Below are 24,114 nucleotides of genomic sequence, written 5' to 3'. Positions count from 1 at the left end.
TGGAGCCTTATTTGAATTATTATTACAGATTTATTGATCAAATTGTATTTTTAATACTAATACTTTAAAAATAAAATACTATACAATAAATCTCAATATACTCGTTATCAGTCTAATATTAACATTACAGCTTCTAATATTTTCTTTTATAAATGCCTTTAAAACTTTTCTCTCAAACAAAATTTTTAGAATGTGGAACTGACGAAGCTGGTAGAGGATGTTTAGCGGGACCGGTAACAGCCGCAGCCGTAATTCTACCATCAAATTTTAAAAATGAATTATTAACAGATTCTAAGCTGCTTTCCCATACCAAACGTGAACTACTGAGATTAATAATTGAAGAGCAAGCCGTTTCTTATAGTATAGCACACGTTTTTCCAAAGAGAATCGATGAAATCAATATTCTTAATGCAAGCTTTGAGGCAATGCACTTAGCAATTTCTCAATTAAGAAAAACTCCACAACATATAATAGTGGATGGTAATAGATTTAAAGAATATACAGGTTATACCCATAAATGCTATATTAAAGGAGACAGTAAGTATATGTCTATCGCTGCTGCATCTATACTAGCAAAAACAGAAAGAGATCGCTATATGCAAGAACTTCATGAGGTTCACCCTAATTATAATTGGTTACAAAATAAGGGGTATCCTACAAAAGCTCATCGAGCAGCTATAAGTAAACATGGCCCTACAATATATCACCGTAAAACGTTTAAACTTTTACCTAGCGAGATAAAATAGAATTCTGAGGTTTTGTTATAAGAATTGCTTCTCTAGACTTCATATCTTTACGTCATTATTAAAGTACTACAGTTTATGAAGAAAATCATTTTGGTCGTTGCCCTACATCTTTTAATGGTTAATTGCGCTCAACAACCCGAAGCAGACACTGATCTTCTACATTTAATACCTCAAAAATCTGCTGCTATTTTGCGCGTTCCTAAATGGGAGAGCCTAAAAAATAGCTTAAAAGCAAATGAATTTATTAATAGAATAAAGCCTACTGGTTTTAGCCATACACTTAGCAACTACGCTAAACTGCTTTCCCGTTTCAATCCTAATCAGGAAAGTTACATCTCCTTTGTTGCTCTAGGAGAAAATGATTATGACATAGCTCTATTTACTGAAGTCTCTGAAAACCTAATTCTTCAAGACTCTTTATTCCGGGAAAATTTGATTAAGACCGATTATGAAGGAACAATCATCAATTCATTTAAGGTTGAAGGTATCGAGGTTTTTTTCATGACAACGAATAATATTCTAATCGCTAGTACCTCTAAGTTAATTTTAGAGAATACCATCTTACAAGGCAATACCGGCAGGGATCCTATCGATGCGTCTCTACAAAAAATGATTAAAACTAGTGATGCGCAGCAACCTAACCTCTACATAAAAGGCACCTATTTTAAACGGATATTTAAAGATCTATTTCCTTTATATAAATTTAGAACAAGAGAAATTCCGTTTGAGTGGGCAGCTATAGATTTAAACTTAAATACTAAAAAAAACCAGTTTAGTGGTGTTATAACCGCAGATGATCAACAAGATCATACACTAAACCTTTTAAAAAATCTAGAATCAGGCGAATTTAGAGCTGGGAATGTAATACCTATTTTAAGTAGAGCATTTACAAGCTTGCATCTTTCTGATTGGAACCAATACAAGGCTAATCTGGCTACTAAAAGAAATAGCTCTTTGAAAGAATTTACATTTCCAATAGAGGGATTTTTCACGACTTTAGACGAAGTCGCTATTTCTTATACAGACACCGATGCAATTATTATTGCTCATAGTTCAGATACTAAAAAATCGGAAGATGCATTGGCACTTGTTTCCACAAAAAACTCAGTGCACAGAGAAGTTCCTATCTATTCTATTTCAGATTCTTTGGTTTTTGAGAGTCCGTTCTTAGAACTATTAAATCCCCCGGCAGTATATGTCTATTGCAAAGTAGATTCCTATTTTGTATTTGCTAAAACAATTAGTGAGATTGAGGATGTTATTGCAAACAAACAAAATGGCGCTGTGATTAGTAGAACTCCCACTTATAAGCAACTAGTAAATAAGTTAAGTGATCAATCTACACTATTCTTATATGCTAATAATGATGCACAGAGAAATTATCTATCTACAAAATTAGGCAAAACGGAATCCAGCATATTAACAGATGTTAATCTTGATGATTATCCTAACAGTGCTATTCAGTTTATTCAAGCAGATAATTTCACTTATGTAAATGGAGTAATTAATAAGTTCTCTAAAACAACTGAAGTTTCTCAAGTTACTCAAGTAGCTAGTATTAAACTCGATCAGGATCTATTAGATAGTCCGCAGTTATTAGAAAATTATAGAACTAAAGGTAAAAATATTTTAGTTCAAGATGTTTCTAATACTTTGTATCATATTGATGCTAGCGGAAAAATAGAATGGAAAAAGGAATTAGAAGGCCCTGTTTTAGGAGACATTCAACAGGTGGATCTTTATAAAAATGGAAGATTACAATATGCATTTGTCACACCTAATCACTTTTATATATTAGCAAGCGATGGTGATATTGTAAAACCATTTGGATTTAAATTAGAAACTACAATTTCTCAGCCATTGGCAATATTTGATTATGATGGCAATCGTAATTATCGATTTGTAATTACGCAAAGCAACGAATTGAAAATGTATGACAGTAATGCTTCAATAGTAAAAGGTTTTGATTATACAAAAGCTTCTGCAAATCTAAATTCAAAACCCCAGCACCTTCGATCTGGCTCAAAAGATTACATTATCATGCAACTTGAAAATGGACATTTAGATATACTCGATAGAAGAGGTCATTCCCGAATTGATATTTCTGAAAAGTTTAAATTTTCGGGCCTACCTATCTCTTTACGTCAAGGTAATTTTTCCTTTTATGAAGCAGACGGATCTTTAGTTACCATTTCTGAATCTGGAAAAATATCAAGAAATAAGAAGAAACTAACCTCTGGATTTTTACATACAAACATTAATTCGTTTGATGCTACTTTAAATGACAACAAGCTCATCATAAATGGCAAAGAAAAAGAACTCGAATTAGGAATTTATAAAGGATTGAAATCCTTTATATATAATAAGAAATACTATACTGTTCTTACAGATTTACAAGCAAACAAAGTCTATCTATTTGATCAAAACGGGAATACAGTTCCTAACTTTCCTGTTTATGGTACTTCAAAAAGTGATTTAGGAAATATAAATTCTCAAAAACTAGGACTAGTGACAAAAGGGGAATCTAATAGCGTTATTATCTATCAAATTAATTAAAGTAATACAATTATTTGTTAAAGGGTATTTACCCCTGCAAAAGCCCACACTAATTTTTATAATTTTAATAATCAAAATTTTACTAATGCCTAACTCGCTTATAATGCAGCCATTTAGTTAGACTTCATATCAATTTATACTGAATTGTCTAATTGAATAGTTAATATATAAACTACGATATATGAAGACAATTTACCATCTTTTTAGTTGCATCTTCTTTTTCAGTAGTTATTGCAATTCACAAGAATTGTGTTCAGATTTATTTCTGTTTGATACCAATACGCAATTTGAAATGCGTGCCTATGGAGCCACAGATAATCTGGTTGCTATTACGCATTACGATGTGGAAAATATTATAGAAACTGAAGATGAAAAAAAGGTGATTCTATCATCCTTCAATACAGATTCAAAAAACCTAGAAGGGCCTATTGGAAATGCGGAATATGAAATAGCTTGTAAACAAAATTCCCTTGTTTTTCATCATCGCAATATTATACCAGCGTTTTTATATGATGAATATAGCAACCTAGAGCTAGATATCTCACAGGTACTACTTAAAATGCCTGTCAAAATTAAAGTTGGCGATACTCTTAGCGATCTTCAATTTACTATTAAAGTTATTGCAACTCCCATTACTCAAAAATTACATTACACTTTATCAGATAGGTGCGTTACTGGCAAAGAAACCATTAAAACTCCAGCAGGTATGTTTGATTGCATTATAATAGAGTCCAAAACAAGTTTAAAGCCAGAAAATTTAAATGCAGGTTATGTAAAACAGTACTATTCTGAGGGTATAGGCATTGTAAAACAAATAGATTATAATTTAAAAGGACACGTATCTGGTGTAAACATTCTCAGCCAGTTAGATCTTTAAACATCAGATTTAATAATTTCAGCCATAAAAAGATTTGAAAAATGCGTTAGAATTTTTTGTTTAACTTCATTTTCATCAACTTTTGCCTGACCTAGCTCTACATTTAATGAGGTTACGGCTTTCTCTTTAATTCCACAAGGCACAATATTATCAAAATATCCCAAATTTGCGTTTACATTAAATGCAAATCCGTGCATTGTAACCCATCTACTTGCTCGTACTCCCATTGCACATATTTTTCGCGCAAAGGGGGTTCCAACATCAAGCCAGACCCCTGTTTCTCCCGGAGATCTTTCAGATTTAATATTATAATCTTGCAGCGTTAATATAATTGTTTCTTCTAACAGGCGCAGGTACTTATGAATATCAGTAAAAAAATTTTCTAAGTCCAGAATAGGATAACCTACAATCTGACCAGGACCATGGTAGGTGATATCTCCCCCTCTATTAATTTTGTAGAAAGTAGCCTTCTTAGCCTTTAATTGATCTTCTGAAATCAACAAATTACTCACATCCCCACTCTTACCCAATGTATACACATGAGGATGCTCCACAAATAACAAATAGTTAGGTGTTCTTAACTCAAGCTCTTCCCGTCTATTCCTTATTTTAAGATCTAAAATCTTTTTGAATAGCTTCTCTTGATAATCCCAAATCTCTTTATAATCCCGACTACCTAAGTCTTCCAGTATTATTTCTTTATTCATAGTGCAAAGATACAATTACAAACAAGGCTTAAATTATTTTCTGTTTACAATAATTAAAGCTGCAATTATTCCAGGAATCCATCCACAAATTGTTAGCAATCCTACAATTAGTACAGAACCGCAACCTTTATCTAAAACAGCTAATGGAGGCAAAAAAATAGCCACAAGTGCTCGTAAAAAACTCATTATTTTGATTTTTGATGATTGATGAACTATTTGACACAACTAAGAAGCTTTTGTTACAGTTATTGATTTGTCGCAAGCGAGTTGTTATATTTGCGCCTTAATAAATAAGTCTTTATAATTAAGATTTGTAATTATTTAAACGACACGTGTATTTTGAGGTAAATCCTCATCCAATTAAATTCCACTAGGTGGATTAAAGACAGCTTATGCAACTTTCAGAACAGGAGATTATTAGACGCGAGAAACTTGCGGAACTACGTAAATTAAACATAGATCCCTATCCCGCAGATGAGTTTATCACAACTCATAATTCACAGGATTTAAAAGCCAATTTTGAAAACGGAAAAACGGTTACACTAGCCGGTCGTTTAATGACACGTCGTATTCAAGGTAAAGCCTCATTTGCAGAACTTCAGGATGCTTCTGGACGTATACAAGTTTATTTTAATCGAGATGAAATTTGTACTGGAGAAGACAAAACTTTATATAACGATATTTATAAAAAATTACTCGACATAGGAGATATTATAGGTCTCACTGGTGAAACATTTACAACTCAAGTAGGTGAAAAAACTATAATGGTAAAAGAGTTTAAAATTCTAAGTAAATCTCTTAGACCTCTTCCTCAGCCTCGAACTGATGCAGAAGGTAAAACTCATGATGCTTTTACAGATCCAGAACAACGCTATCGCAGACGTTACGTAGACTTAATCGTCAATCGTAAAGTAAAAGAAACATTTATTGCACGTACAAAAATCACAAACACCATACGTGAATTTTTTAATGCTAAAGAATATCTTGAAGTAGAAACTCCTATACTTCAACCGATTCCTGGAGGAGCTTCTGCCCGTCCTTTTATGACTCACCATAATGCACTTGATATACCTCTGTACCTACGTATTGCAAATGAGTTATATCTTAAGCGTCTTATTGTAGGTGGTTTTGATGGTGTGTACGAATTTTCTAAAGATTTTAGAAATGAGGGTATGGACCGCACGCACAATCCGGAGTTTACAGTTATGGAACTTTACGTAGCTTACAAAGATTACAACTGGATGATGAATATGACTGAAGAATTACTTGAGAAAGTTGCTGTAAGTGCAACAGGCAAGAGTAAGCTCACCGTAGGTAAAAATGATATTGAATTTAAAGCTCCCTACCCACGAGTTGCTATTCTTGAAGCCATTAAAGAACATACAGGATATGATTTAAATGGAAAAAATGAAGTTGAATTACGCGATATAGCCCGCAAATTAGGTCTTGAAGTAGATGACACCATGGGCGTAGGAAAACTCATTGATGAGATTTTTGGAGAAAAATGTGAGCATTTATATATTCAACCTACGTTTATTACAGACTATCCTAAAGAGATGAGTCCGTTGACCAAACAGCATCGTGACAATCCAGATCTTACAGAACGCTTTGAATTAATGATAAATGGTAAGGAGGTTGCAAATTGCTATTCTGAGCTTAATGATCCTATCGAGCAGCGTGCTCGTTTTGAAGATCAACTTGCTTTAAGTGAGAAAGGAGACGATGAGGCTATGTTTATTGATCAGGACTTCTTAAGAGCTCTTGAATATGGGATGCCTCCTACAGCAGGAATAGGTATTGGTATAGACAGGTTAGTAATGCTAATGACTAATAATTCATCTATTCAAGAAGTATTATTCTTTCCGCAGATGAAACCAGAACGCAAACCTGTTGAACTTTCAGAAGAAGAAAAAGCAATTTTTACGATTCTGAAAAAAGAAAAAAATATCCCATTAGAAGCGCTTAAAACTGCTAGTAATTTAAGTAATAAAAAATGGGATAAAGGTATTAAAGGCCTTACTAAATTAAAAGTTGCCAAAGTTGAAAAAGAAGGAGAAACTCTTGTCGTATCTCTTATTGAATAATAAAAAAACCTTTAAAAAAAGCCTTTCAGAAACTACTGAAAGGCTTTTTTTGTTTATTTACTTACCAGAATTTATAGAAGCCTTTCCTCAAATCTGATCTTTGAAATATTTATTTTTCACACCGTCCTTTAAACCTTTTTAATCTATTCGTGTCTTAGATATATAACATTAAAAAATATATAGATATGAAAAAATTAATTGCAATAGTAGCTTTATTCGTTTCAGTAACGGCTTTGGCACAAAATGGTGATCGTCAAGAAAGAGGTAAAAAAATGATGAATGCTACTCCAGAAGAAATAGCAGATATTCAAACTAAAAGAATGACTCTGGCATTAGTTCTTGATGAAAAACAACAGAAAGAAGTTTACAATATAGAATTAGCCAACGCAAAAGAGCGCAAGGCAATGAGAGCTTCTCGAGAAAGCAAAAAAAGTGGTGAAAAACCCACTGAAGCTCAACGTGACACGATGAGAGAAGAGCGTAAAGCAAACTATAGCGCTATGCTAGACAAACAAATAGCTCAACAAGAGAAAATGAAAAACATTCTAAATGAAGAGCAGTTTGACCAGTATCGCAAGATGAAAGCTAAAAGACACGATCGTATGGCAAATCGCGATGGAAGACGCGGTAACAAATCTAAAGACAGAAAAGGTTCTGAAGGTGATCGCAGATAATCGCAAAAACTAGATCTAAAAAAAACCTGAGACTAAAGTCTCAGGTTTTTTTTTAAAAATTTCTAATCGATTAATTGCGGTGCCACCTTGGCAACAGCTGTAATCGTATCATCAAGATCTTGATAAGTCAAAGCATCAGTTATAAACCAGGTTTCATAAGCACTTGGCGCTATATAAATGCCTTCATCTAATAATCCATGAAAGAATTTTTTAAAGGTATCATTTGCTCCATTTGATGCAGATTTAAAATCTACTACAGGTTCTGCCGCAAAATGTACCGAAATCATAGATCCGAGTCGGTTTATAGTATGTGTAATGTGATGTGCATCAAGAGCTTCTTTAATACCCCTGTGCAAGTATTCAGTTTTTTCTGATAGTCTTGTAAATATTTCTTTATCGGCATCTAGAGCTTCCAGCATTGCAAGACCTGCTGCCATTGCTAATGGGTTACCACTTAAAGTACCTGCTTGATAAACCGGACCTACAGGGGCTAAATAATTCATAATTTCCTCACGTGCGGCAAAGGCTCCTACCGGCAAACCACCGCCTATAACTTTCCCGAAAGTTACTATATCTGCTCGCACGCCTGTTAATTCCTGCGCACCACCGGCAGCTAATCTAAAACCGGTCATTACTTCATCAAAGATTAATAAAGCTCCGTGTTCAGTACATAACTCACGTAAGCCTTCCAGAAAACCTGGTACAGGAGGAATACAACCCATATTACCAGCTACCGGTTCTATAATTAAGGTCGCAATTTCATTTTTGTTATTTTCAAAAATCTCCTTAACATGTTCAAGATTGTTATACTCAGCAAGCAACGTATCTTTTGCGGTACCTTGAGTAACTCCCGGACTATTAGGAGATCCAAAAGTAACAGCTCCACTACCCGCTTGAATTAAAAAAGAATCTGAATGACCGTGATAGCATCCGGCAAATTTTATAATCTTATCACGACCTGTAAACCCTCGTGCTAAACGTACAGCGCTCATACAAGCCTCGGTACCACTATTTACAAATCTAATTTTGTCAATACCAGGAACCATTTTTACCGCTAACTCAGCAATTTTGGTTTCAATTTCTGTGGGCATACCAAATGAAGTTCCCTTTTGTGCTTTAGCTACTACAGCATCTACAACAGGTTGATAAGCGTGACCTAGAATCATAGGTCCCCAAGAATTGATATAATCTATTAATCTATTTCCGTCTTCATCATAAAGATAAGCTCCTTTAGCTTCTTTAACAAAAATAGGATCACCGCCCACTGCTTTAAATGCACGTACGGGCGAATTTACTCCTCCGGGTATTACCTTTTGCGCTTCGACAAATAAAGCGCTGCTTCTTTTATAATTCATCATTAAAATCCGTTATACTGTGGGGTTACATTGAGTTGCTGCCCTACATTTATCGTATTATCTCTTAATCCATTATTCTTTTTCAGTTCTTCTACCGTTAAGTTATATAAACGCGAAATACTATAAAGTGTTTCCCCTTTAACAACTCGATGTAGAACGACTTTATCTGAAGGCTCAGGCTTAAAATCTCTAACTTTTGTGCCTAATATTTCAGCATCATAATTATACATAGCGTAACGCTCAATTATTGCTATAAGTTTTTGAGGGTATTTAGGATCTGTAGCATAACCTGCTTTGCGTAATCCCTTTGCCCAACCTTTATAGTCATCTGGCTCCAGATCAAATAAATCTGCATAACGCGATCTTCCGGTAAGAAATAACGAGTGATCTCTAAATGAAAATTTAGGATCTCTATATTTTCTGAAACATTCTCCGGCCTCATCATCATCGTGATAAACTACTTCACCCGTCCAATTATGACATTTAATTCCGAAATGATTATTTGCTTTCTTTGTTAAATTCCCGTTACCAGCACCAGATTCCAGCACTGCCTGAGCCATTGTTATACTTGCTGGGATTTTATAAAGACGCATTTCTTCTTTTGCAATAGGTGCAAAATGATTTATATACTCTTCAACACTAGAAAAAGAGGAGTACTCATATGCTTTTTTAGTTTCAACTGAAGTCTCTGCAGGAGTATCTCTTGTATCAGTTTTATTAGTGTTTTCATAGGTTTTTGCAGGCCGAGTTGCTAATTTCTTTTTAGCTGCTGCTCTTTTGCTTCCGCCGCATCCTATTAGCAAAATACTCATAATGAGGATTGCAGTTATTTTTCTAATCATAGTATTATTTAATAGTAGGTTTTCCGGCCTTTTGGAGTCGGTTGTTAATACCAGCAATTCCCTGTAAACCTCCAGTATGGATCGCTAAAATACGGGTATTTTTAGAAAAATAAGAATTAGAAATCAGATCAATTAAGCCATACATCATTTTACCTGTATATATAGGATCTAGCTGAATCTTGTGATTAACTTTAAAGTTATTTATAAAAGATATTAATTCTAAATTAAACTTTGCATAGCCTCCAAAATTATAATCTTTAATCAATTCCCAATTTTGCTTCTGGGTATATTTTTTAATTTCATTATCTAAGAAATCGCCTTTAAGAGCTGGGAAGCCTATAACTTTTTGATGAGGTAAACTTCCATTAATTATACCAGCGATTGTTCCACCGGTTCCTATGGCGCTAGCGATATAATCAAACCTCGCTGTAGTGGCATTCAGGATTTCTTCACAGCCTTTTACAGCTAAATCATTTGTTCCTCCTTCAGGAATATCATAAAATTCACCATAATCTGCTTTTAATTCCTCCTTAAAGTATGAAGAGTCTTTATCTCGGTAAGCAGTTCTGGTTACAAATTTGAAATGCATACCACAGTTATAAGCAAACCCTAATGTTTTATTCTGTTTAAGTGTTTTATTCAAATCTCCACCTAACTCTTCACCACGTATAACACCAATTGTTTTAAATCCACATTGCGCACCTGCCTTCGCGGTCGCAGCTATATGGTTTGAAAATGCACCTCCGTAAGTAAGTAGTGTATCTTTTTGCTGTTTTTCAGCTTCTAACAAATTATATTTTAATTTTCTAAACTTATTGCCAGAGATTTCGGCGTTGATTAGATCTTCGCGTAAAATTGCTAATTCTACACCTTGATACTCCATTAAGGGTTCAATTATAGTATCAATACTACAGTTGGTTGTTGATTTAAAAAGAATCTCTGTATTTGGCATAGCATGTTTATTGGTGCAAAGTTAAGTCTAGGATACAAAATCTACATCAATAGATGTTAAAGAAGAGTTAAGTGTTAAAGACTTGACTAAAATTATAGGGGGATTCACGTCTATATTGTTAAATATCAGATCAAAAGCACATTTAAATCGATTAAATACTTAATTTTACACTCTTAATAACATAATACGTTCAACCCCTTCTCCACTTAAACATTCCCTAAATGAATAAAAAATTACTCCCATGCGCATTTATACTAATGCTTTTTATTGTGACACCTCAATCGCTTTGCGCTCAAGTAGGAATTGGAACTACTAATCCTGCAAATGGATCTATGCTAGATATAGATGCTTCTGATAAAGGTATTCTAATCCCACGTGTAAATTTAACCGGAACTGATGATATTGCAACCATTAAGCCTGCTGCTACAAAAGGTTTATTAGTTTTCAATGAAGCTATAACTACTGGTGCAAATGCCGTAAATGAAGGTTTTTATTACTGGGATGGAGCCATCTGGGTTGCTATAAATTCATCTGCTGTTGCCGGCGAAAATATCTATACGACAGATGGTACGCTTACTGAAGATCGCGTAGTTACACAAGAAGATAAAAAATTAGAATTTACTACAGACGGAGCTCAAGATGCTTTTACATTGAGACGAACAGCTAATGCTAATGCTTCTGGATTAGCGTTTAGAAATTCTGGAAGTTCATATGATGCCTCGGTTTACATGGAATCCGGAACAAATACAGGACTAGCTGTGGCTACTGGTGGCAATAATCCAGATATTACTACTTTGGGTTTAACAGCCGTATTTAATAATGATCAAACCACCTCATTTAGTAAAAGCATCGATATTTATGAAAGTGATGCAAATTTAAATGATGTTACCTCGAGTCTTTATTCTAAGGCAGATGATGGAATTCTCGACTTGTATGAGAATAACTCCTATAACCATCGAATAGCAGCTAATGAGACTACTATTTTTAATGAGAAGGGCTATAATTTAAACTTTAGAGTAGAAACGGATGCAGATGAGAATACCTTATTTATACAAGGTAGTACAGATCGCATTGGTATTAAAACAGCTACTCCGCAAGGTAGTCTGCACATTTTTGAAAATACCGGGAGAACACTAGCTGGAAATGCAGGAACAATTGTTTTAGAACACGGTGATGCAGGAGGTCAATCTTCTATATTATTCAAAAGTTCTGTAAATGCCGTGAGCGATTACGGGTATATTAAGTATTCAGATGATGGGAGTGGGAATGGAACCACTTCTGAAAACAGTCTATTAGAAATAGGCGTTCAAAATGATGGCGTAGGTGCTAATCAAGATGATATAAATATTAATCCAACAGGTAATTTGGGAATTAGTAATACAGCCCCAAAAGAAAAATTACATATCGCAGGAACTAATTCTACAATACGCGTTGATGGGTTGAATCGTACAAATAATGCAAATAACATACAAAATGACCCAATGCCGGTATATGTTGATGATAATGGCACAATGGTTTTACAACCATCATTAGTACAAACTTATATGGATGTTAATATCAGTGATTTTATAAATGATACAGAAGTGAGATCATCTAATGGAAGTGCAAATTCTATTGAATTATTTTCTCATGAAATAACTTTGAGCCAAGAATCATTGGTAGAAGTTATTTATCAATTTGGAACTAGTGTCTCAAGTTATAATAGATCAGCAATCGTGGATGGCTCTCCTCGAATGTACAGAGGGTGGTTTACTATTGATAACGGTCCGCGCATAGGATTAGACGGCGGCACTTATACAAATAATCCGGATAATTCTGACCCAAATGGAGATGGGCAGTCGATATATGCTTCTGGTTTATATTTTATTTCGGCTTCTGGTTATACTAGATTACCAGCTGGGACACATACAATTAGAGTATATGGACTTGGTTTTGGTGGAGAGTTTGGTTATACTATGACATTTGGAGGAGGTAATGGTGATAATTTTCAGGTTATCGTTCATCGTTAATTCAAGTACTTCACAAAATTCCAGAATTTTCGGTGCTTTAAATATTCAAAATCTTGCTCATTGGCGTATGCTTCCTTTTCGAAGCTGATTGCGCGATAAGCGTCATATCGAAATTTAAAACGTAAAAAATGAATTAAGAATTCAGTACCGTACCAGATGTAAAATGGAATTATAAGCAATTCCATTTGCTGTCTTAAATGGATGCGTTCATGATTTATAAATACAATATCTTTTTTTAGACTTGCACTTTTAACGAGAATAAATGGCCAGAAAGCGCAACCTATAAACTTCTTAAACAATCTGGGTGCGTAAATTATAATAGCCATTTAAAATGTATAATTGTAATCTTAGAATTCGAAATTAGATTTAAGTCTTTATTTAAACAAATCTAAATGATCTTTTATACCTTTAAGTGTGACTCAATTTAAAAAACCAATTCCAGTTGAAGAAGGTGATTATTACCTAACCCCAGAGGGTTATAGATGTTTTACAGAGCAATATCACCTTAAGAGAGGGTACTGCTGCAAGAGTGGATGCAGACATTGCCCTTATGGTTACGATAAAACAAAAGAATAGTTGTATGGTATAATTCTTGATGATTTCTACATAAGAACACTATTATATAACATAAATAAATAGCCGTATGAAAAATTTTAAACTCTTAATGCTAATCGCTGTAGTTACCATATTCTCAGCGTGTAGCTCTGTGCGTGTATCATCAGATTATGATCAAGATGCAAATTTTAATGAGTACAAGTCATTTGCATTTTTTAAACCGGGAATCGATAAAGCTGAAATTTCTGATCTTGATAAAAAAAGAATTTTACGAGCTATCGAGGATAATATGTTAGCAAAGGGATTTGTAAAATCTGATAATCCTACTATGTTAGTTAGTATTTTTACTACCGCTCAGCAGCGAGTGGACGTTTACAACAACTTTGGTTGGGGATGGGGTGCCTGGGGACCTTGGGGACCTTACGGTGCCGGATTTGGAAACACTGTTTCTCGCTCTACTGAAGGAACTCTATACATAGACCTCATAGATGCTTCAAAAAAAGAACTTGTATGGCAGGGTCAAGGAACTGGCTATCTAGCCAAAAGCGTTGATAAGAAACAAGAGAGAATAAATGAAATTGTGGGAGAAATAATGCAAGAGTATCCTCCTAAACAAATGGCTTCTAATTAAGAAGATAAAAAAAGCCCTCAGTTGAGGGCTTTTTTTATGCGTATGCTTTTAGTTTTTCTTTAGTAAATTCAGATAGCACGAGGCTCCCGCTAATTTCTGCGCGTTCTGGTAATAATGCTGGCCAATAATGTGTGTCTCTCCAAAATACGTGTTTAGTTTCTTTCAATGCAACAGGGTTATAAGAGGCTAAATTTTCTGCTAGTGAATCGATTGCCAGATCCATCTCCTCAAGGCTATCATATACTTCAGAATAAAGACCTTTTTCTTTTGCCCATTGAGGATCGTAAAATTTAGTAGCATTCAAAGTAATTTCTGAACTTGCAGAAACACCCAATTTCCGCGTGACTGCCGGTTCAATTACAAAAGGTCCGATACCTATTGATAGCTCACTTAATTTTATCGCTGCAAATTTTGTTGCAATGCAATAATCTGCAGCTGCAGCAATACCTACACCCCCGCCTACAGCCTTTCCTTGAACTCTAACAATTATAGGTTTTAAGCAAGCGCGCATGGCTAGAATTACTCGTGCAAATCCCATAAAAAATGATTTCCCTTCCTCTTTAGTAGTAATTGCGATAAGCTCTTTAAAGCTTGCTCCCGCGCAAAATGTGCGATCTCCTCCACTTCTTAAAATAAGTACCTTTACTTGATCATTATTTTTTGCATCAGTAATTTTTTCTTCCAGCTCATTTAAAATCACACTGGGAAGTGCATTATGATCGGGTGTGAAAAAGGTTATTGTACCTATAGCATTCTCAATTTCAAGTCTAACAAAAGAACTTTGCATAAATATTTTTACTAAATGATGATAATTATTAAATATTCCTCAAATTTAAACTTCTAAACTAAGAATGTCAGAAATTTGACATTGTTAATTTGGTGACAACCTTTGCAAATTTGATTTTATGAATTCAGCATTAGATAAAAATATAGAAACTAATCCACTTATAGAGCGTCTTCCTGCTCATTTAAAGCAATTCATAAAGCCTCAGAACTATGAGGAATATACTCCCATAAATCAAGCTGTATGGCGCTATGTTATGCGCAAAAACTTTGATTATCTAGCCACCGTCGCACACAAATCTTATGTAGATGGTTTAAATAAAACTGGCATTTCTATAGATTACATACCTAATATGTACGGTATGAACCGAATTCTAAAAGAAATAGGATGGGCTGCTGTTGCTGTTGATGGATTTATCCCTCCCGCTGCATTTATGGAGTTTCAGGCTTATAAAGTTTTGGTCATCGCTTCAGATATAAGACAATTAGAACATATAGAATATACACCTGCACCAGATATTATTCACGAGGGTGCCGGCCATGCCCCTATAATCGCAAATCCTGAATATGCAGAGTATTTAAGACGCTTTGGGGAAATAGGCTGCAAGGCAATCTCATCTGCAAAAGACTATCAGCTATATGAAGCGGTGCGTAAACTTTCAATCTTGAAAGAAGCGGAAGACACAACTGCTGCAGAAATTGAAGCAACAGAAAAAGAAGTTGACTATTTACAAAAAAATATGGGCGTTCCTAGTGAAATGGCTCTGATACGTAATTTACATTGGTGGACAGTTGAGTATGGTTTAATAGGCACTATAGAAGATCCTAAGATTTATGGTGCAGGCTTGTTATCTTCTATAGGAGAAAGCGCTTGGTGTATGACTGATGCTGTAAAGAAAATAGCATATAGCCCCGAAGCGGCATATCAAGAATTTGATATTACACAGCCGCAACCACAACTTTACGTTACTCCTAACTTTGCCTATTTAAGTGAAGTATTAGAAGAATTTGCAAATACAATGGCACTTCGTGTAGGTGGTCCTGAAGGTATCGAAAAACTCATAGCAAGTAAAAATTTAGGGACTATTGAGCTTAGTACCGGACTGCAAATTTCAGGCGTGTTTGAAAGTATGATATCTCATAAAAATAAGGTCGCTTACATTCAAACTAAAGGAGAAAGTGCTTTAGCTTATCATGAAAAGGAATTGATAGGTCACGGAGTTTCAAATCACCTTCATGGTTATGGATCTGCTTTAGGAAAACTAGATGGTATAAACCTTGCCATAGAAGACATGAGTCCTAAAGATTTACAAGCCTACAAAATTTTTGAAGGAGAAAAAATAACTTTAAAATTTGAAGGAGACATTATTGTTAGTGGTGAGATAATTACAGGAACGCGTAATCTTAAAGGTAAAATTATCCTTATCAGTTTTAAAGACTGTACAGTTTCTCATAACGAAACCATACTTTTCAAGCCAGAATGGGGTATTTATCACTTGGGAGTGGGTAAACGTATTGTTTCTGCATTTTCGGGCCCTGCAGACTCCAACTCATTTAATCTGGTAAATCATAAAGTAAGCAGTACGACTCTAAAACCAAAAAAATCTGATGCACGTAAAGAATTAGAAGATCTATATCTGGCTGTGCGCAATTACAGAGAAGGAAAAGACACAAAATTTTCGCCGGAAGCTATATTCGATATTTTGAGAAAACACCATCCTACCGACTGGTTACTTTCCATTGAGCTTTATGAAATTGCCGTAATGGATGACATGAAAAAATTAGAGCGCGATATCGCTGAATATCTTACTACTATATCTACAAAAAGACCTGCAATAAAACATTTAATAGATGATGGTATGCAGCTAGTTAATCAGTTTCAGTTAGGTTAAAGAGTTTTTAATAGACTCTAAATTTTCTATGGTAATAGGCTTAATTACATAGTTAGAAACTCTATTAAACTGCTTAGCTCTCTTAAGATCCCTTGGGTCTATTGATGAGGTAAGGATATAGATTGTAATTTCTTTAGGCGGATTTGTCTTCGTAAATTCTTCTAGAAACTCCCATCCATCCATTACAGGCATATTTAAGTCAAGAAGAATAAGCTGCGGGATATCTCCTCCTTTATTTATAATTGCTGTCAAAGAATTTAGAGCTTCTTGACCATTAGCAAATACTAGAAAATTCTCACAAAATTCTGTGAGTTTCATCATTTTTTTGATTCCGAAAACAAAGATGGGATCGTCATCTACAATACAGGCAAGTTTAATTTTCTTCATGTAATTTAATTATAAATGTGGTCCCTTCTCCTACTTTACTTTGAACAGTGATAGCACCTCCCATAACTTCGATCTGAGATTTAGTCATATACAGTCCTAATCCTCTAGCATCTGAATGTTGATGAAACGTTTTATAAAGCCCAAAAATACGATCCCCATAACGTTCAAGATTTATTCCTAAGCCATTATCAGTAGCGGTAATGATAACATAACCATTTATACGCTCTGCAGATAGTTGCAACCAAGATCTACGCTTGGGATCTCTATACTTAATAGCATTAGTTATAAGATTAAGAATAATACTTTCCATATAAGCCGGAACTGCATACACTCTAAAGTCCTCTGCAACTCTATTAACGATTTGAAAATTCACCTCAACCATTAAACCACGTACCGAGCGTATTCCATTCTCAATAAACTTATATAGATTAACTTCTTCTTTTTCCTGAAAGTTTATATCTACAGAAACTACATCATTTAAATGCGTTATAGTTTCAGTAAGCATAGATGACGCCTGCACAAGCATTTCAAATTGCATCTCACGTTCCTCTTCCTGTTTCTCGTTTTTAAGGAAATCGATTAACATTCCAATATTGCTTGAGTGTGATCTTAGGTTATGAGAAACAATATGTGCAAAATTTATAAGCCGTGTGTTTTGATTTGTTGTAACCTCTACAAAACGATTTATCTCATCATTTTTCTTCTTAAGTTCTGTAATATCTTGAATCTGTGCAATAATTTTTTTTGGAATCCCTTTAGAATCACAGTTTAATGAGAAAAAAGTTTTGGCTAGAATTGTATTTCCATCTTTGCCTACAAACTTTTGTTCATTTTCAAATTTTCTTGAATTTTGGTGCAGTAAGTTTTTGATGAGCAAATAATTTTTCTGAAACTCTTCTGGCTCATATAAATCTGTAATCTTCTTTTTTATAAACTTATTTCTACTGTATCCAAAAACTTGTTCTGCAGCAGCATTAACTTCTAAAATTTTAAAATTTTCAATATCTATGATTAAAAATGCTATAGGAGTATTTTCAAATGCAAGTCTAAATTGCTCTTCGCTAATACGTAATTGCTCATTTTTTAAAACGCGATCTGTTATATCTTGAAAAGTACCTAGTAATCTAACGCACTTTCCATTTTCAAATTCTGCCTGGCATTTTGCATTTACATATATTTCTCGACCAGAATAAGTGATTAAAGTAAAGTCTTCATCCCACGGCTCCCCATATTCTATGGCTCTATCAATTACTTGAGTAACTAACTCACGATCTGCTCCTTCTTTATAGAAATTTATCCCAGTTTCTAATTCTACCTCAAAATCATCTGGTATCTCGTGAATTTTACGAGTAACCTCAGACCAGTAAATAGATTTTGTGCTTAAGTTTAATTCCCAAAAACCTATAAATGCAACATTATTAGTTTGCTTTAAAAGTTCTTCTTTACGATATTCCTCTGGTTTAGTATATAAAATACGTTGTGCTAAAACCAACGGCTCTACCTCATTTTCAAACTTGCTAAATTTATACTTATACCGAATTTTCTTAGCCGGAAGATCTTCTACAAAATAGGAAGTATCAAAATTAAATGCCTCTTTGAGGCTGGCGTCAAACCTGTCTAACAAATCAGATTTTGAACTATTTACTTGTGCTAATTCAAATTGCACACCACTCTGCCATTCTTTAGATGAAGCTAACAAATTGAGCTTTCTATCATATACAGCCATAGATCCTGGTAATACATTAATAGCTTGAACTGTGGAAGAAATGTTTTTCATTAGTCTAATCTTTAAAGGAAAATTATTTTAAAATATTCCTCAATTCCTGAGAATCATTAATTTCTGTGGTATCGTATTTCAAAGTCCATCCGAGAGTATTTACCGCCACATATATATTAGAAAGTTCAGCTATAAGTCGGTTTTCTGCATTTTTCCTGAGGTCTGAGGCCTCAACTTTCTTTTTCACACTAGCCGTTACTCGCTTTTTAATCGTGTTATAATCTGATGCATCAAATTGATTTAAGTAATCCTGACTTACGTCATAATATTCAATATCTGGATTGATATTAATCTCAGCTTTTGGAATATGGGTTATTGTAATCGTTTTGTTAGAAACATCTACATCTGTTTCCAGAGCTCTTAAATCATATGCAATAGTAACTTTTGCGTTCACTACAACCATTGCCTTTTTATTTGCCGTCAAAAGATCAAGATACATTTTCTTAGAGTCCTTATACGTAAATACCTGAGCAAATGAACCTTCGGTCACTACTAACTTACCTACATTCTTAATCTCTTTTTCAATCAATTCAGTAGCTTGCGCTAGTTCGATCCGTTGATCACTTTTATCTTTAAAGTAGAGATATGTAAAAATACCTAAAACGATAAGTATAATAACAATGAGAATTTTGCGCATAAATTGTGCTACTTGTGAAGTAAATTTTGATTAAAAATAGCTACAATTAAATTAAAAAAAAACTTACACCTAGGTTTTGTGAAACTTTAAACTAGAGATTTTGGTGTTTCTTTAGTCTAAACCGAATCTACTTATAAGAACTTCAAAATATGCTATCACTACATTTTAGGAATTCACGATCACGTCTATTTTTTAAATCTCAAAGTTGTAACCACTTTCTCTGAGTTCTTCATATTTTTCTGAATCAAACCGATATAAAAAAGCACCGCGCTTAGATCCTGATTTATCCTTTTCCTCAAGCTTAATTAGCACCTTGTGAGAAAGAAGCTTTTTTCTAAAATTACGGGGATCTAATTCTCGCTGGTAAATTGCCTCATACAGTTTTTGCATTTGAGGTATTGTAAATTTTTCTGGCAAAAGCTCAAAACCTATAGGTTCATAACGCGCTTTGCGTCTCAAAATAGCTAAAGCATCTGAGACCATTTTATTATGATCTAATGCTAATGTAGGTAGATCTTTTAACGTATACCAGTAAGCACCATGCTCTTCTACTAGTTTTTTATCATAATCACCTATGCGTATAAGTGCATAATGCGCAACGGATAAACAACGATAACCCGGATCACGATCTGCATTGCCGTACGTTTTTGATTGTTCTAAATAAAGCTCACTCAGCCCTGTAATTTCTTCTAATACACGTCTAGCAGCATTATTAACATCTTCATCAAGCTTAACGAAACTACCTATTAACGACCAGATGCCTGCGTCTGGTTCCTGTTTACGTTTAAAAATAAGTAGCTTAAGATCACCATCATCAAAACCAAAAATTATGCAGTCTGTAGCGACATAAATCTTGTCGTTTTTTGAATAAAAATCCTTATGCTGAAGATTCATTTTTTTGGCAGAACTTAATGTCATACTTAATTTTATGTATTTAAAACGGATCTCTAAATTTAATCAAATACCCAAGTAATTAGACTTTTAAAGCAGCATAATATTATTACACTTAATTCAAAATATTTTAAAATTGTATATGTGGAAAGCTGTCTTGTAAATTATGAATCTTATTCTGTAAGTTCTTCAGGAAATCTTGATGATTTTTAGATTCAGGATTAAAAGCTCTATGTGATAATCCTCGTTGTATCTCATCTATACGTTTTAATACTGCCTGAGTTTCAGAAGAAAAATAACTAGAAGAAAACCGTTCCCAAATATAATCTACAGCCAGATCATTAGGGTGAATAAGATCTCTATCATAAAATCTATAGTCTCTTAATTCATCCATCATTAATTCAAAAGATGGAAAATAACCCACGTTTGTATGGGAATCAAGTATATTATGAATTGCCGTGATAAGGTGGGCTTTGCTACGTTGATTTTCAATAAAACCATCCTTTATATGGCGTACCGGAGAGACTGTAAAAATTATATGTACATCGGTATTTAACTTATAAATCGAATTTATAATTCGGATAAGAGCGTTATCTATCTGCGCTGGTGAAGCTAACTTTTTGTCAAATTCACGTTGTGGTATTTTATGGCAATTAGCAACAATCTTATGTTCTAGCTTATAGTCATAACCCCAGGCTGTTCCCAGTGTGATAATGATATGTGACGATGCCACACAACTTGAAATCAATGTTTCTAGAGCAGAATTTAAATTTTCTAAAATTCCATTTTGATGAGTATCATTTAATTGAGAATGAGCATCGAATGAAACATAAGCCTCATCTACCTTTAAGACATCTGAAGCAGTAAATTTTTTATTATTAGCAGCATACTCAAATGTACGCGCTATAACTTCTGGGTGAAATAAAATCCCAAAGGGGTTTACAACCGACTTAAATTTAAAATCAATTAATTTTCTCCCTATATTTTCAACAAAACAGCTACCCACTAAAAGAAGCTGAGAATCAATATGTATCTGATTCTCAAACTGCTTTAAAGGTATAATTGTCTGTAATTTCAATAGTATTTAATTTAAATAATCTTTTACAGCTTCTAAAGCCGCTGCTATTCCTTCGGGATTTTTACCTCCTGCGGTAGCAAAAAATGGCTGCCCGCCTCCACCACCTTGAATAAATTTCCCAAGTTCACGTACAATTGTACCGGCGTTTAAGTTCTTCTCTTTTACTAAATTTTTATCTATATAACAACTTAATAAAGCCTTACCACCCTGACGAGAAGCTAACAGGATAAATAAATTTTCAATTTCACCACCTAATTGAAATGAAACATCCTTGATTCCGTTTGCGTCAAGATCTACTTCTCGCGCCAGAAAATTTATACCGTTTACTTCCTTAACTTCAGTTTTGAGTTCGTTCTTTAAACCCTTAGCTTTTTCAGCTAATAGAACATCAAGTTGCCTTTTAAGTTCATTGTTCTCTTCTTGTAAGCTACCTATAGCTTTAGCAGGCTCTTTAGAATTATTAAGTAAGTCTCTTACCGCCTCTAACTCTTCATCTTGATCTTCAAAATACCCCATCACCGCATCTCCGGTAATTGCTTCAATACGTCGAATACCTGCTGCAACCGCTCCTTCAGACTTAATTTTAAAATACCAGATATCTCCAGTGTTTGCAACGTGCGTACCTCCACATAACTCCATTGATTTACCAAAACGTATAGCACGCACTGCATCTCCATATTTTTCTCCAAAGAGCGCTATAGCACCTTCGGCAATCGCCTGATCATAAGGAATTGCACGCTGCTCTTCCAAAACTAATTGTTCTTGAATACGCGCATTTACAAAAAGTTCTATTTGCTTGAGTTCGTCTGCAGTTACTTTTGCAAAATGAGAAAAATCAAATCGCAAATAACCACTATGAACCATAGATCCCTTTTGCTCAACGTGCGTACCTAAAATAGAGCGCAATGCTTGATGCAATAAATGTGTTGCGGTATGATTAGCTGCAGATCTGTTGCGTTGCTTTTGATCTACAATTGCTGTAAAAGTATCGGCTATATCTTCAGGCAGATTTTTTGTAATATGAATTATTAGATTATTTTCTTTCTTAGTGTCGGTTATATAAACCACATCACCATTAGCTGATTCTAAGTAACCTTTATCTCCTACTTGTCCTCCTCCTTCAGGATAAAAAGGAGTCAGGTTAAATACTAACTGATATTGATCTCCCTCCTTTGCTGTATTTATTTTGCGATACCGCGTGATTTTAACCGGAGTTTTTAAAGTATCATATCCTACAAACTCTTCTTCTGCATCATCCTGTAACACGGTCCAGTCTCCAGCTTCAATTTTACCGGCAGCACGAGAACGGTCTTTTTGTTTTTGTAATTCTGCCTGAAATTCTTTTTCATCCAGAGTGAATCCTTTTTCACTTAAAATAAGAGCTGTCAAATCTATCGGAAAACCGTAAGTATCATAAAGTTCAAAAGCTTTTGTTCCTGATACTTCTTTACCGGTAGTATCTGCAATAATGGAATCTAAAAGAATTAAACCTTGATCTAAGGTACGTAAGAAACTTTGCTCTTCTTCTTTAATCACATTGTAGATAAGATTCTCCTGTTTCTTTAATTCAGAAAATGCTTTCCCCATTTCTTCAGTTAAAACAGCTACAAGCTTATATATAAATGGTTCTTTAGTATCTAAGAACGTAAAACCATAACGTATAGCTCTACGTAGAATACGTCTAATCACATAACCAGCTCCGGTATTACTAGGTAATTGACCATCTGCAATAGAAAATGCAACTGCTCTAACGTGATCTGCAATTACGCGTATTGCTATATCCGTTTCTTCTTTAACAGCGTATTTAGAATTTGTAATAGTTTCTATTTCTCGTATTAACGGGGTAAAAACATCTGTATCGTAATTAGACTTTTTATCCTGAAGTGCCATACATAGGCGTTCAAAGCCCATACCTGTGTCAATATGTCTTGCAGGCAAATTTTCTAAACTTCCGTTAGCTTTTCGGTTGTATTGTATAAATACCAGATTCCATACTTCAACTACCTGAGGATGATCTGCATTTACCAGAGAAGCTCCAGAAACTTTAGCCTTTTCTTCCTCGCTACGTAAATCAATGTGAATTTCTGAGCAGGGTCCACAAGGGCCCTGATCACCCATTTCCCAGAAATTGTCTTTTTTATTTCCGTTTAAAATACGCTCTTTAGGTAGATGCTTACTCCATAAGTTGTATGCTTCGGTATCGCGCTCAAGATTTTCACTAGTATCACCTTCAAAAATGGTAACATATAGCTTGTCTTTATCTATTTTATAAACTTCGGTTAATAGTTCCCAAGCCCAGTTAATAGCTTCTTCTTTAAAATAGTCTCCAAAACTCCAATTGCCTAGCATCTCAAACATAGTGTGGTGGTAGGTATCTTTTCCTACTTCTTCCAGATCATTATGTTTACCACTTACACGTAAACATTTTTGAGTGTCAGTAACACGGGTATTCTTAGGAATGCTATTACCAAGAAAAAATTCCTTAAATTGGTTCATTCCTGCATTGGTAAACATCAACGTAGGATCATTTTTTATGACCATTGGTGCAGAGGCAACTATGGAATGATTTTTGGACTTAAAAAATTCTAGAAATTTATCGCGGATTTCTTGGGATTTCATGTGCAGATTTTAATAGCGTTTGGCAAATTTAAATTAACGCCAAACTATTTTTTATATTTGTT

The 24,114-nt window shown here is 34.4% G+C and carries 22 protein-coding genes; 9 read left to right on the top strand and 13 right to left on the bottom strand.

Annotated elements, in window-relative coordinates; genetic code table 11:
• Window positions 1–152: 152 nt before the first annotated feature.
• The 3 genes from DSM00_RS12455 to DSM00_RS12445 all read left to right on the top strand — a co-directional run bounded on the left by DSM00_RS12455 (window position 153) and on the right by DSM00_RS12445 (window position 4,179).
• The gene (locus DSM00_RS12455) at window positions 153–746 is read left to right on the top strand and encodes a ribonuclease HII (RefSeq protein ID WP_128758293.1); all 594 of its coding nucleotides are present in this window, start codon (window positions 153–155) and stop codon (window positions 744–746) included.
• Window positions 747–821: 75 nt separating this feature from the next.
• On the top strand, window positions 822–3,302 hold the full coding sequence (locus DSM00_RS12450) for a hypothetical protein (protein ID WP_128758292.1): 2,481 nt from the start codon (window positions 822–824) through the stop codon (window positions 3,300–3,302).
• 181 nt (window positions 3,303–3,483) lie between these two features.
• Window positions 3,484–4,179 carry a TapB family protein gene (locus tag DSM00_RS12445; protein ID WP_128758291.1) on the top strand — a complete coding sequence of 232 codons (696 nt, stop codon included), beginning with the start codon at window positions 3,484–3,486 and terminating at the stop codon, window positions 4,177–4,179.
• Here DSM00_RS12445 and lipB read toward each other — a convergent pair.
• Together lipB and DSM00_RS12435 are read right to left on the bottom strand one after the other, a co-directional pair.
• Complete coding sequence (gene lipB / locus DSM00_RS12440; protein WP_128758290.1) at window positions 4,176–4,886, bottom strand: lipoyl(octanoyl) transferase LipB; 711 nt, start codon at window positions 4,884–4,886, stop codon at window positions 4,176–4,178. The two genes, DSM00_RS12445 and lipB, sit on opposite strands and share 4 nt — an antisense overlap.
• A gap of 33 nt (window positions 4,887–4,919) precedes the next feature.
• Window positions 4,920–5,072, bottom strand: coding sequence for a YqaE/Pmp3 family membrane protein (locus DSM00_RS12435; protein ID WP_128758289.1), 153 nt, complete (start codon window positions 5,070–5,072; stop codon window positions 4,920–4,922).
• 206 nt (window positions 5,073–5,278) lie between these two features.
• On the opposite strand from DSM00_RS12435, the gene lysS reads away from it, so the two are divergent.
• Together lysS and DSM00_RS12425 are read left to right on the top strand one after the other, a co-directional pair.
• A complete protein-coding gene (lysS, locus tag DSM00_RS12430; RefSeq protein ID WP_128758288.1) occupies window positions 5,279–6,970 on the top strand; it encodes a lysine--tRNA ligase in 1,692 nt (563 codons plus the stop codon).
• A gap of 185 nt (window positions 6,971–7,155) precedes the next feature.
• Window positions 7,156–7,644, top strand: coding sequence for a DUF4890 domain-containing protein (locus tag DSM00_RS12425; protein ID WP_128758287.1), 489 nt, complete (start codon window positions 7,156–7,158; stop codon window positions 7,642–7,644).
• Between the two features lie 62 nt (window positions 7,645–7,706).
• Here the strand turns inward: DSM00_RS12425 and hemL are convergent, their stop codons facing one another.
• The 3 genes from hemL to DSM00_RS12410 are packed head-to-tail and all read right to left on the bottom strand — an operon-like array spanning window position 7,707 to window position 10,793.
• Complete coding sequence (gene hemL / locus DSM00_RS12420) at window positions 7,707–8,999, bottom strand: glutamate-1-semialdehyde 2,1-aminomutase (protein WP_128758305.1); 1,293 nt, start codon at window positions 8,997–8,999, stop codon at window positions 7,707–7,709.
• Between the two features lie 2 nt (window positions 9,000–9,001).
• Entirely contained in the window at window positions 9,002–9,841 is an 840-nt protein-coding gene (locus DSM00_RS12415; protein WP_128758286.1) for a glucosaminidase domain-containing protein, read from the bottom strand.
• Between the two features lie 4 nt (window positions 9,842–9,845).
• A complete protein-coding gene (locus tag DSM00_RS12410) occupies window positions 9,846–10,793 on the bottom strand; it encodes a 1-aminocyclopropane-1-carboxylate deaminase/D-cysteine desulfhydrase (protein WP_128758285.1) in 948 nt (315 codons plus the stop codon).
• 221 nt (window positions 10,794–11,014) lie between these two features.
• Between DSM00_RS12410 and DSM00_RS12400 the strand changes: the two genes are divergently transcribed.
• The gene (locus tag DSM00_RS12400) at window positions 11,015–12,802 is read left to right on the top strand and encodes a hypothetical protein (RefSeq protein ID WP_128758284.1); all 1,788 of its coding nucleotides are present in this window, start codon (window positions 11,015–11,017) and stop codon (window positions 12,800–12,802) included.
• On the opposite strand, the gene DSM00_RS12395 is transcribed toward DSM00_RS12400, so the two are convergent.
• Complete coding sequence (locus tag DSM00_RS12395; protein WP_128758283.1) at window positions 12,799–13,128, bottom strand: hypothetical protein; 330 nt, start codon at window positions 13,126–13,128, stop codon at window positions 12,799–12,801. The two genes, DSM00_RS12400 and DSM00_RS12395, sit on opposite strands and share 4 nt — an antisense overlap.
• Window positions 13,129–13,216: 88 nt before the next feature.
• Between DSM00_RS12395 and DSM00_RS15575 the strand changes: the two genes are divergently transcribed.
• Together DSM00_RS15575 and DSM00_RS12390 are read left to right on the top strand one after the other, a co-directional pair.
• Window positions 13,217–13,378 (top strand): DUF5522 domain-containing protein, encoded by a 162-nt coding sequence (locus tag DSM00_RS15575; protein ID WP_164916334.1) that lies wholly within the window; start codon window positions 13,217–13,219, stop codon window positions 13,376–13,378.
• A 67-nt stretch (window positions 13,379–13,445) separates the two neighbouring features.
• Entirely contained in the window at window positions 13,446–13,988 is a 543-nt protein-coding gene (locus DSM00_RS12390) for a DUF4136 domain-containing protein (RefSeq protein ID WP_128758282.1), read from the top strand.
• Window positions 13,989–14,022: 34 nt separating this feature from the next.
• Here the strand turns inward: DSM00_RS12390 and DSM00_RS12385 are convergent, their stop codons facing one another.
• Complete coding sequence (locus DSM00_RS12385; protein WP_128758281.1) at window positions 14,023–14,775, bottom strand: enoyl-CoA hydratase/isomerase family protein; 753 nt, start codon at window positions 14,773–14,775, stop codon at window positions 14,023–14,025.
• Between the two features lie 118 nt (window positions 14,776–14,893).
• Here DSM00_RS12385 and DSM00_RS12380 point away from each other — a divergent pair, with 118 nt between their 5' ends.
• Complete coding sequence (locus DSM00_RS12380) at window positions 14,894–16,663, top strand: aromatic amino acid hydroxylase (protein WP_128758280.1); 1,770 nt, start codon at window positions 14,894–14,896, stop codon at window positions 16,661–16,663.
• On the opposite strand, the gene DSM00_RS12375 is transcribed toward DSM00_RS12380, so the two are convergent.
• The 6 genes from DSM00_RS12375 to alaS form a co-directional block, all read right to left on the bottom strand.
• Window positions 16,655–17,050 carry a response regulator gene (locus DSM00_RS12375; protein WP_128758279.1) on the bottom strand — a complete coding sequence of 132 codons (396 nt, stop codon included), beginning with the start codon at window positions 17,048–17,050 and terminating at the stop codon, window positions 16,655–16,657. The two genes, DSM00_RS12380 and DSM00_RS12375, sit on opposite strands and share 9 nt — an antisense overlap.
• Window positions 17,037–18,827 (bottom strand): sensor histidine kinase, encoded by a 1,791-nt coding sequence (locus tag DSM00_RS12370; protein WP_128758278.1) that lies wholly within the window; start codon window positions 18,825–18,827, stop codon window positions 17,037–17,039. Before DSM00_RS12370 ends, DSM00_RS12375 begins: the two co-directional genes overlap by 14 nt.
• Window positions 18,828–18,849: 22 nt before the next feature.
• A complete protein-coding gene (locus DSM00_RS12365) occupies window positions 18,850–19,464 on the bottom strand; it encodes a DUF4230 domain-containing protein (RefSeq protein ID WP_128758277.1) in 615 nt (204 codons plus the stop codon).
• 192 nt (window positions 19,465–19,656) lie between these two features.
• A complete protein-coding gene (locus tag DSM00_RS12360) occupies window positions 19,657–20,382 on the bottom strand; it encodes an NUDIX hydrolase (RefSeq protein WP_241652410.1) in 726 nt (241 codons plus the stop codon).
• 103 nt (window positions 20,383–20,485) lie between these two features.
• Window positions 20,486–21,433 (bottom strand): GSCFA domain-containing protein, encoded by a 948-nt coding sequence (locus DSM00_RS12355; RefSeq protein WP_128758276.1) that lies wholly within the window; start codon window positions 21,431–21,433, stop codon window positions 20,486–20,488.
• A 6-nt stretch (window positions 21,434–21,439) separates the two neighbouring features.
• Entirely contained in the window at window positions 21,440–24,052 is a 2,613-nt protein-coding gene (alaS, locus tag DSM00_RS12350; RefSeq protein WP_128758275.1) for an alanine--tRNA ligase, read from the bottom strand.
• Between the last annotated feature and the right edge of the window lie 62 nt (window positions 24,053–24,114).

Origin of the sequence: Leeuwenhoekiella aequorea (genome assembly GCF_004104375.1) — a bacterium.
Taxonomy (GTDB): domain Bacteria; phylum Bacteroidota; class Bacteroidia; order Flavobacteriales; family Flavobacteriaceae; genus Leeuwenhoekiella; species Leeuwenhoekiella aequorea.
Note: the sequence above shows the minus strand (reverse complement) of the source record. Positions and strands in the feature narration are given on the sequence as shown.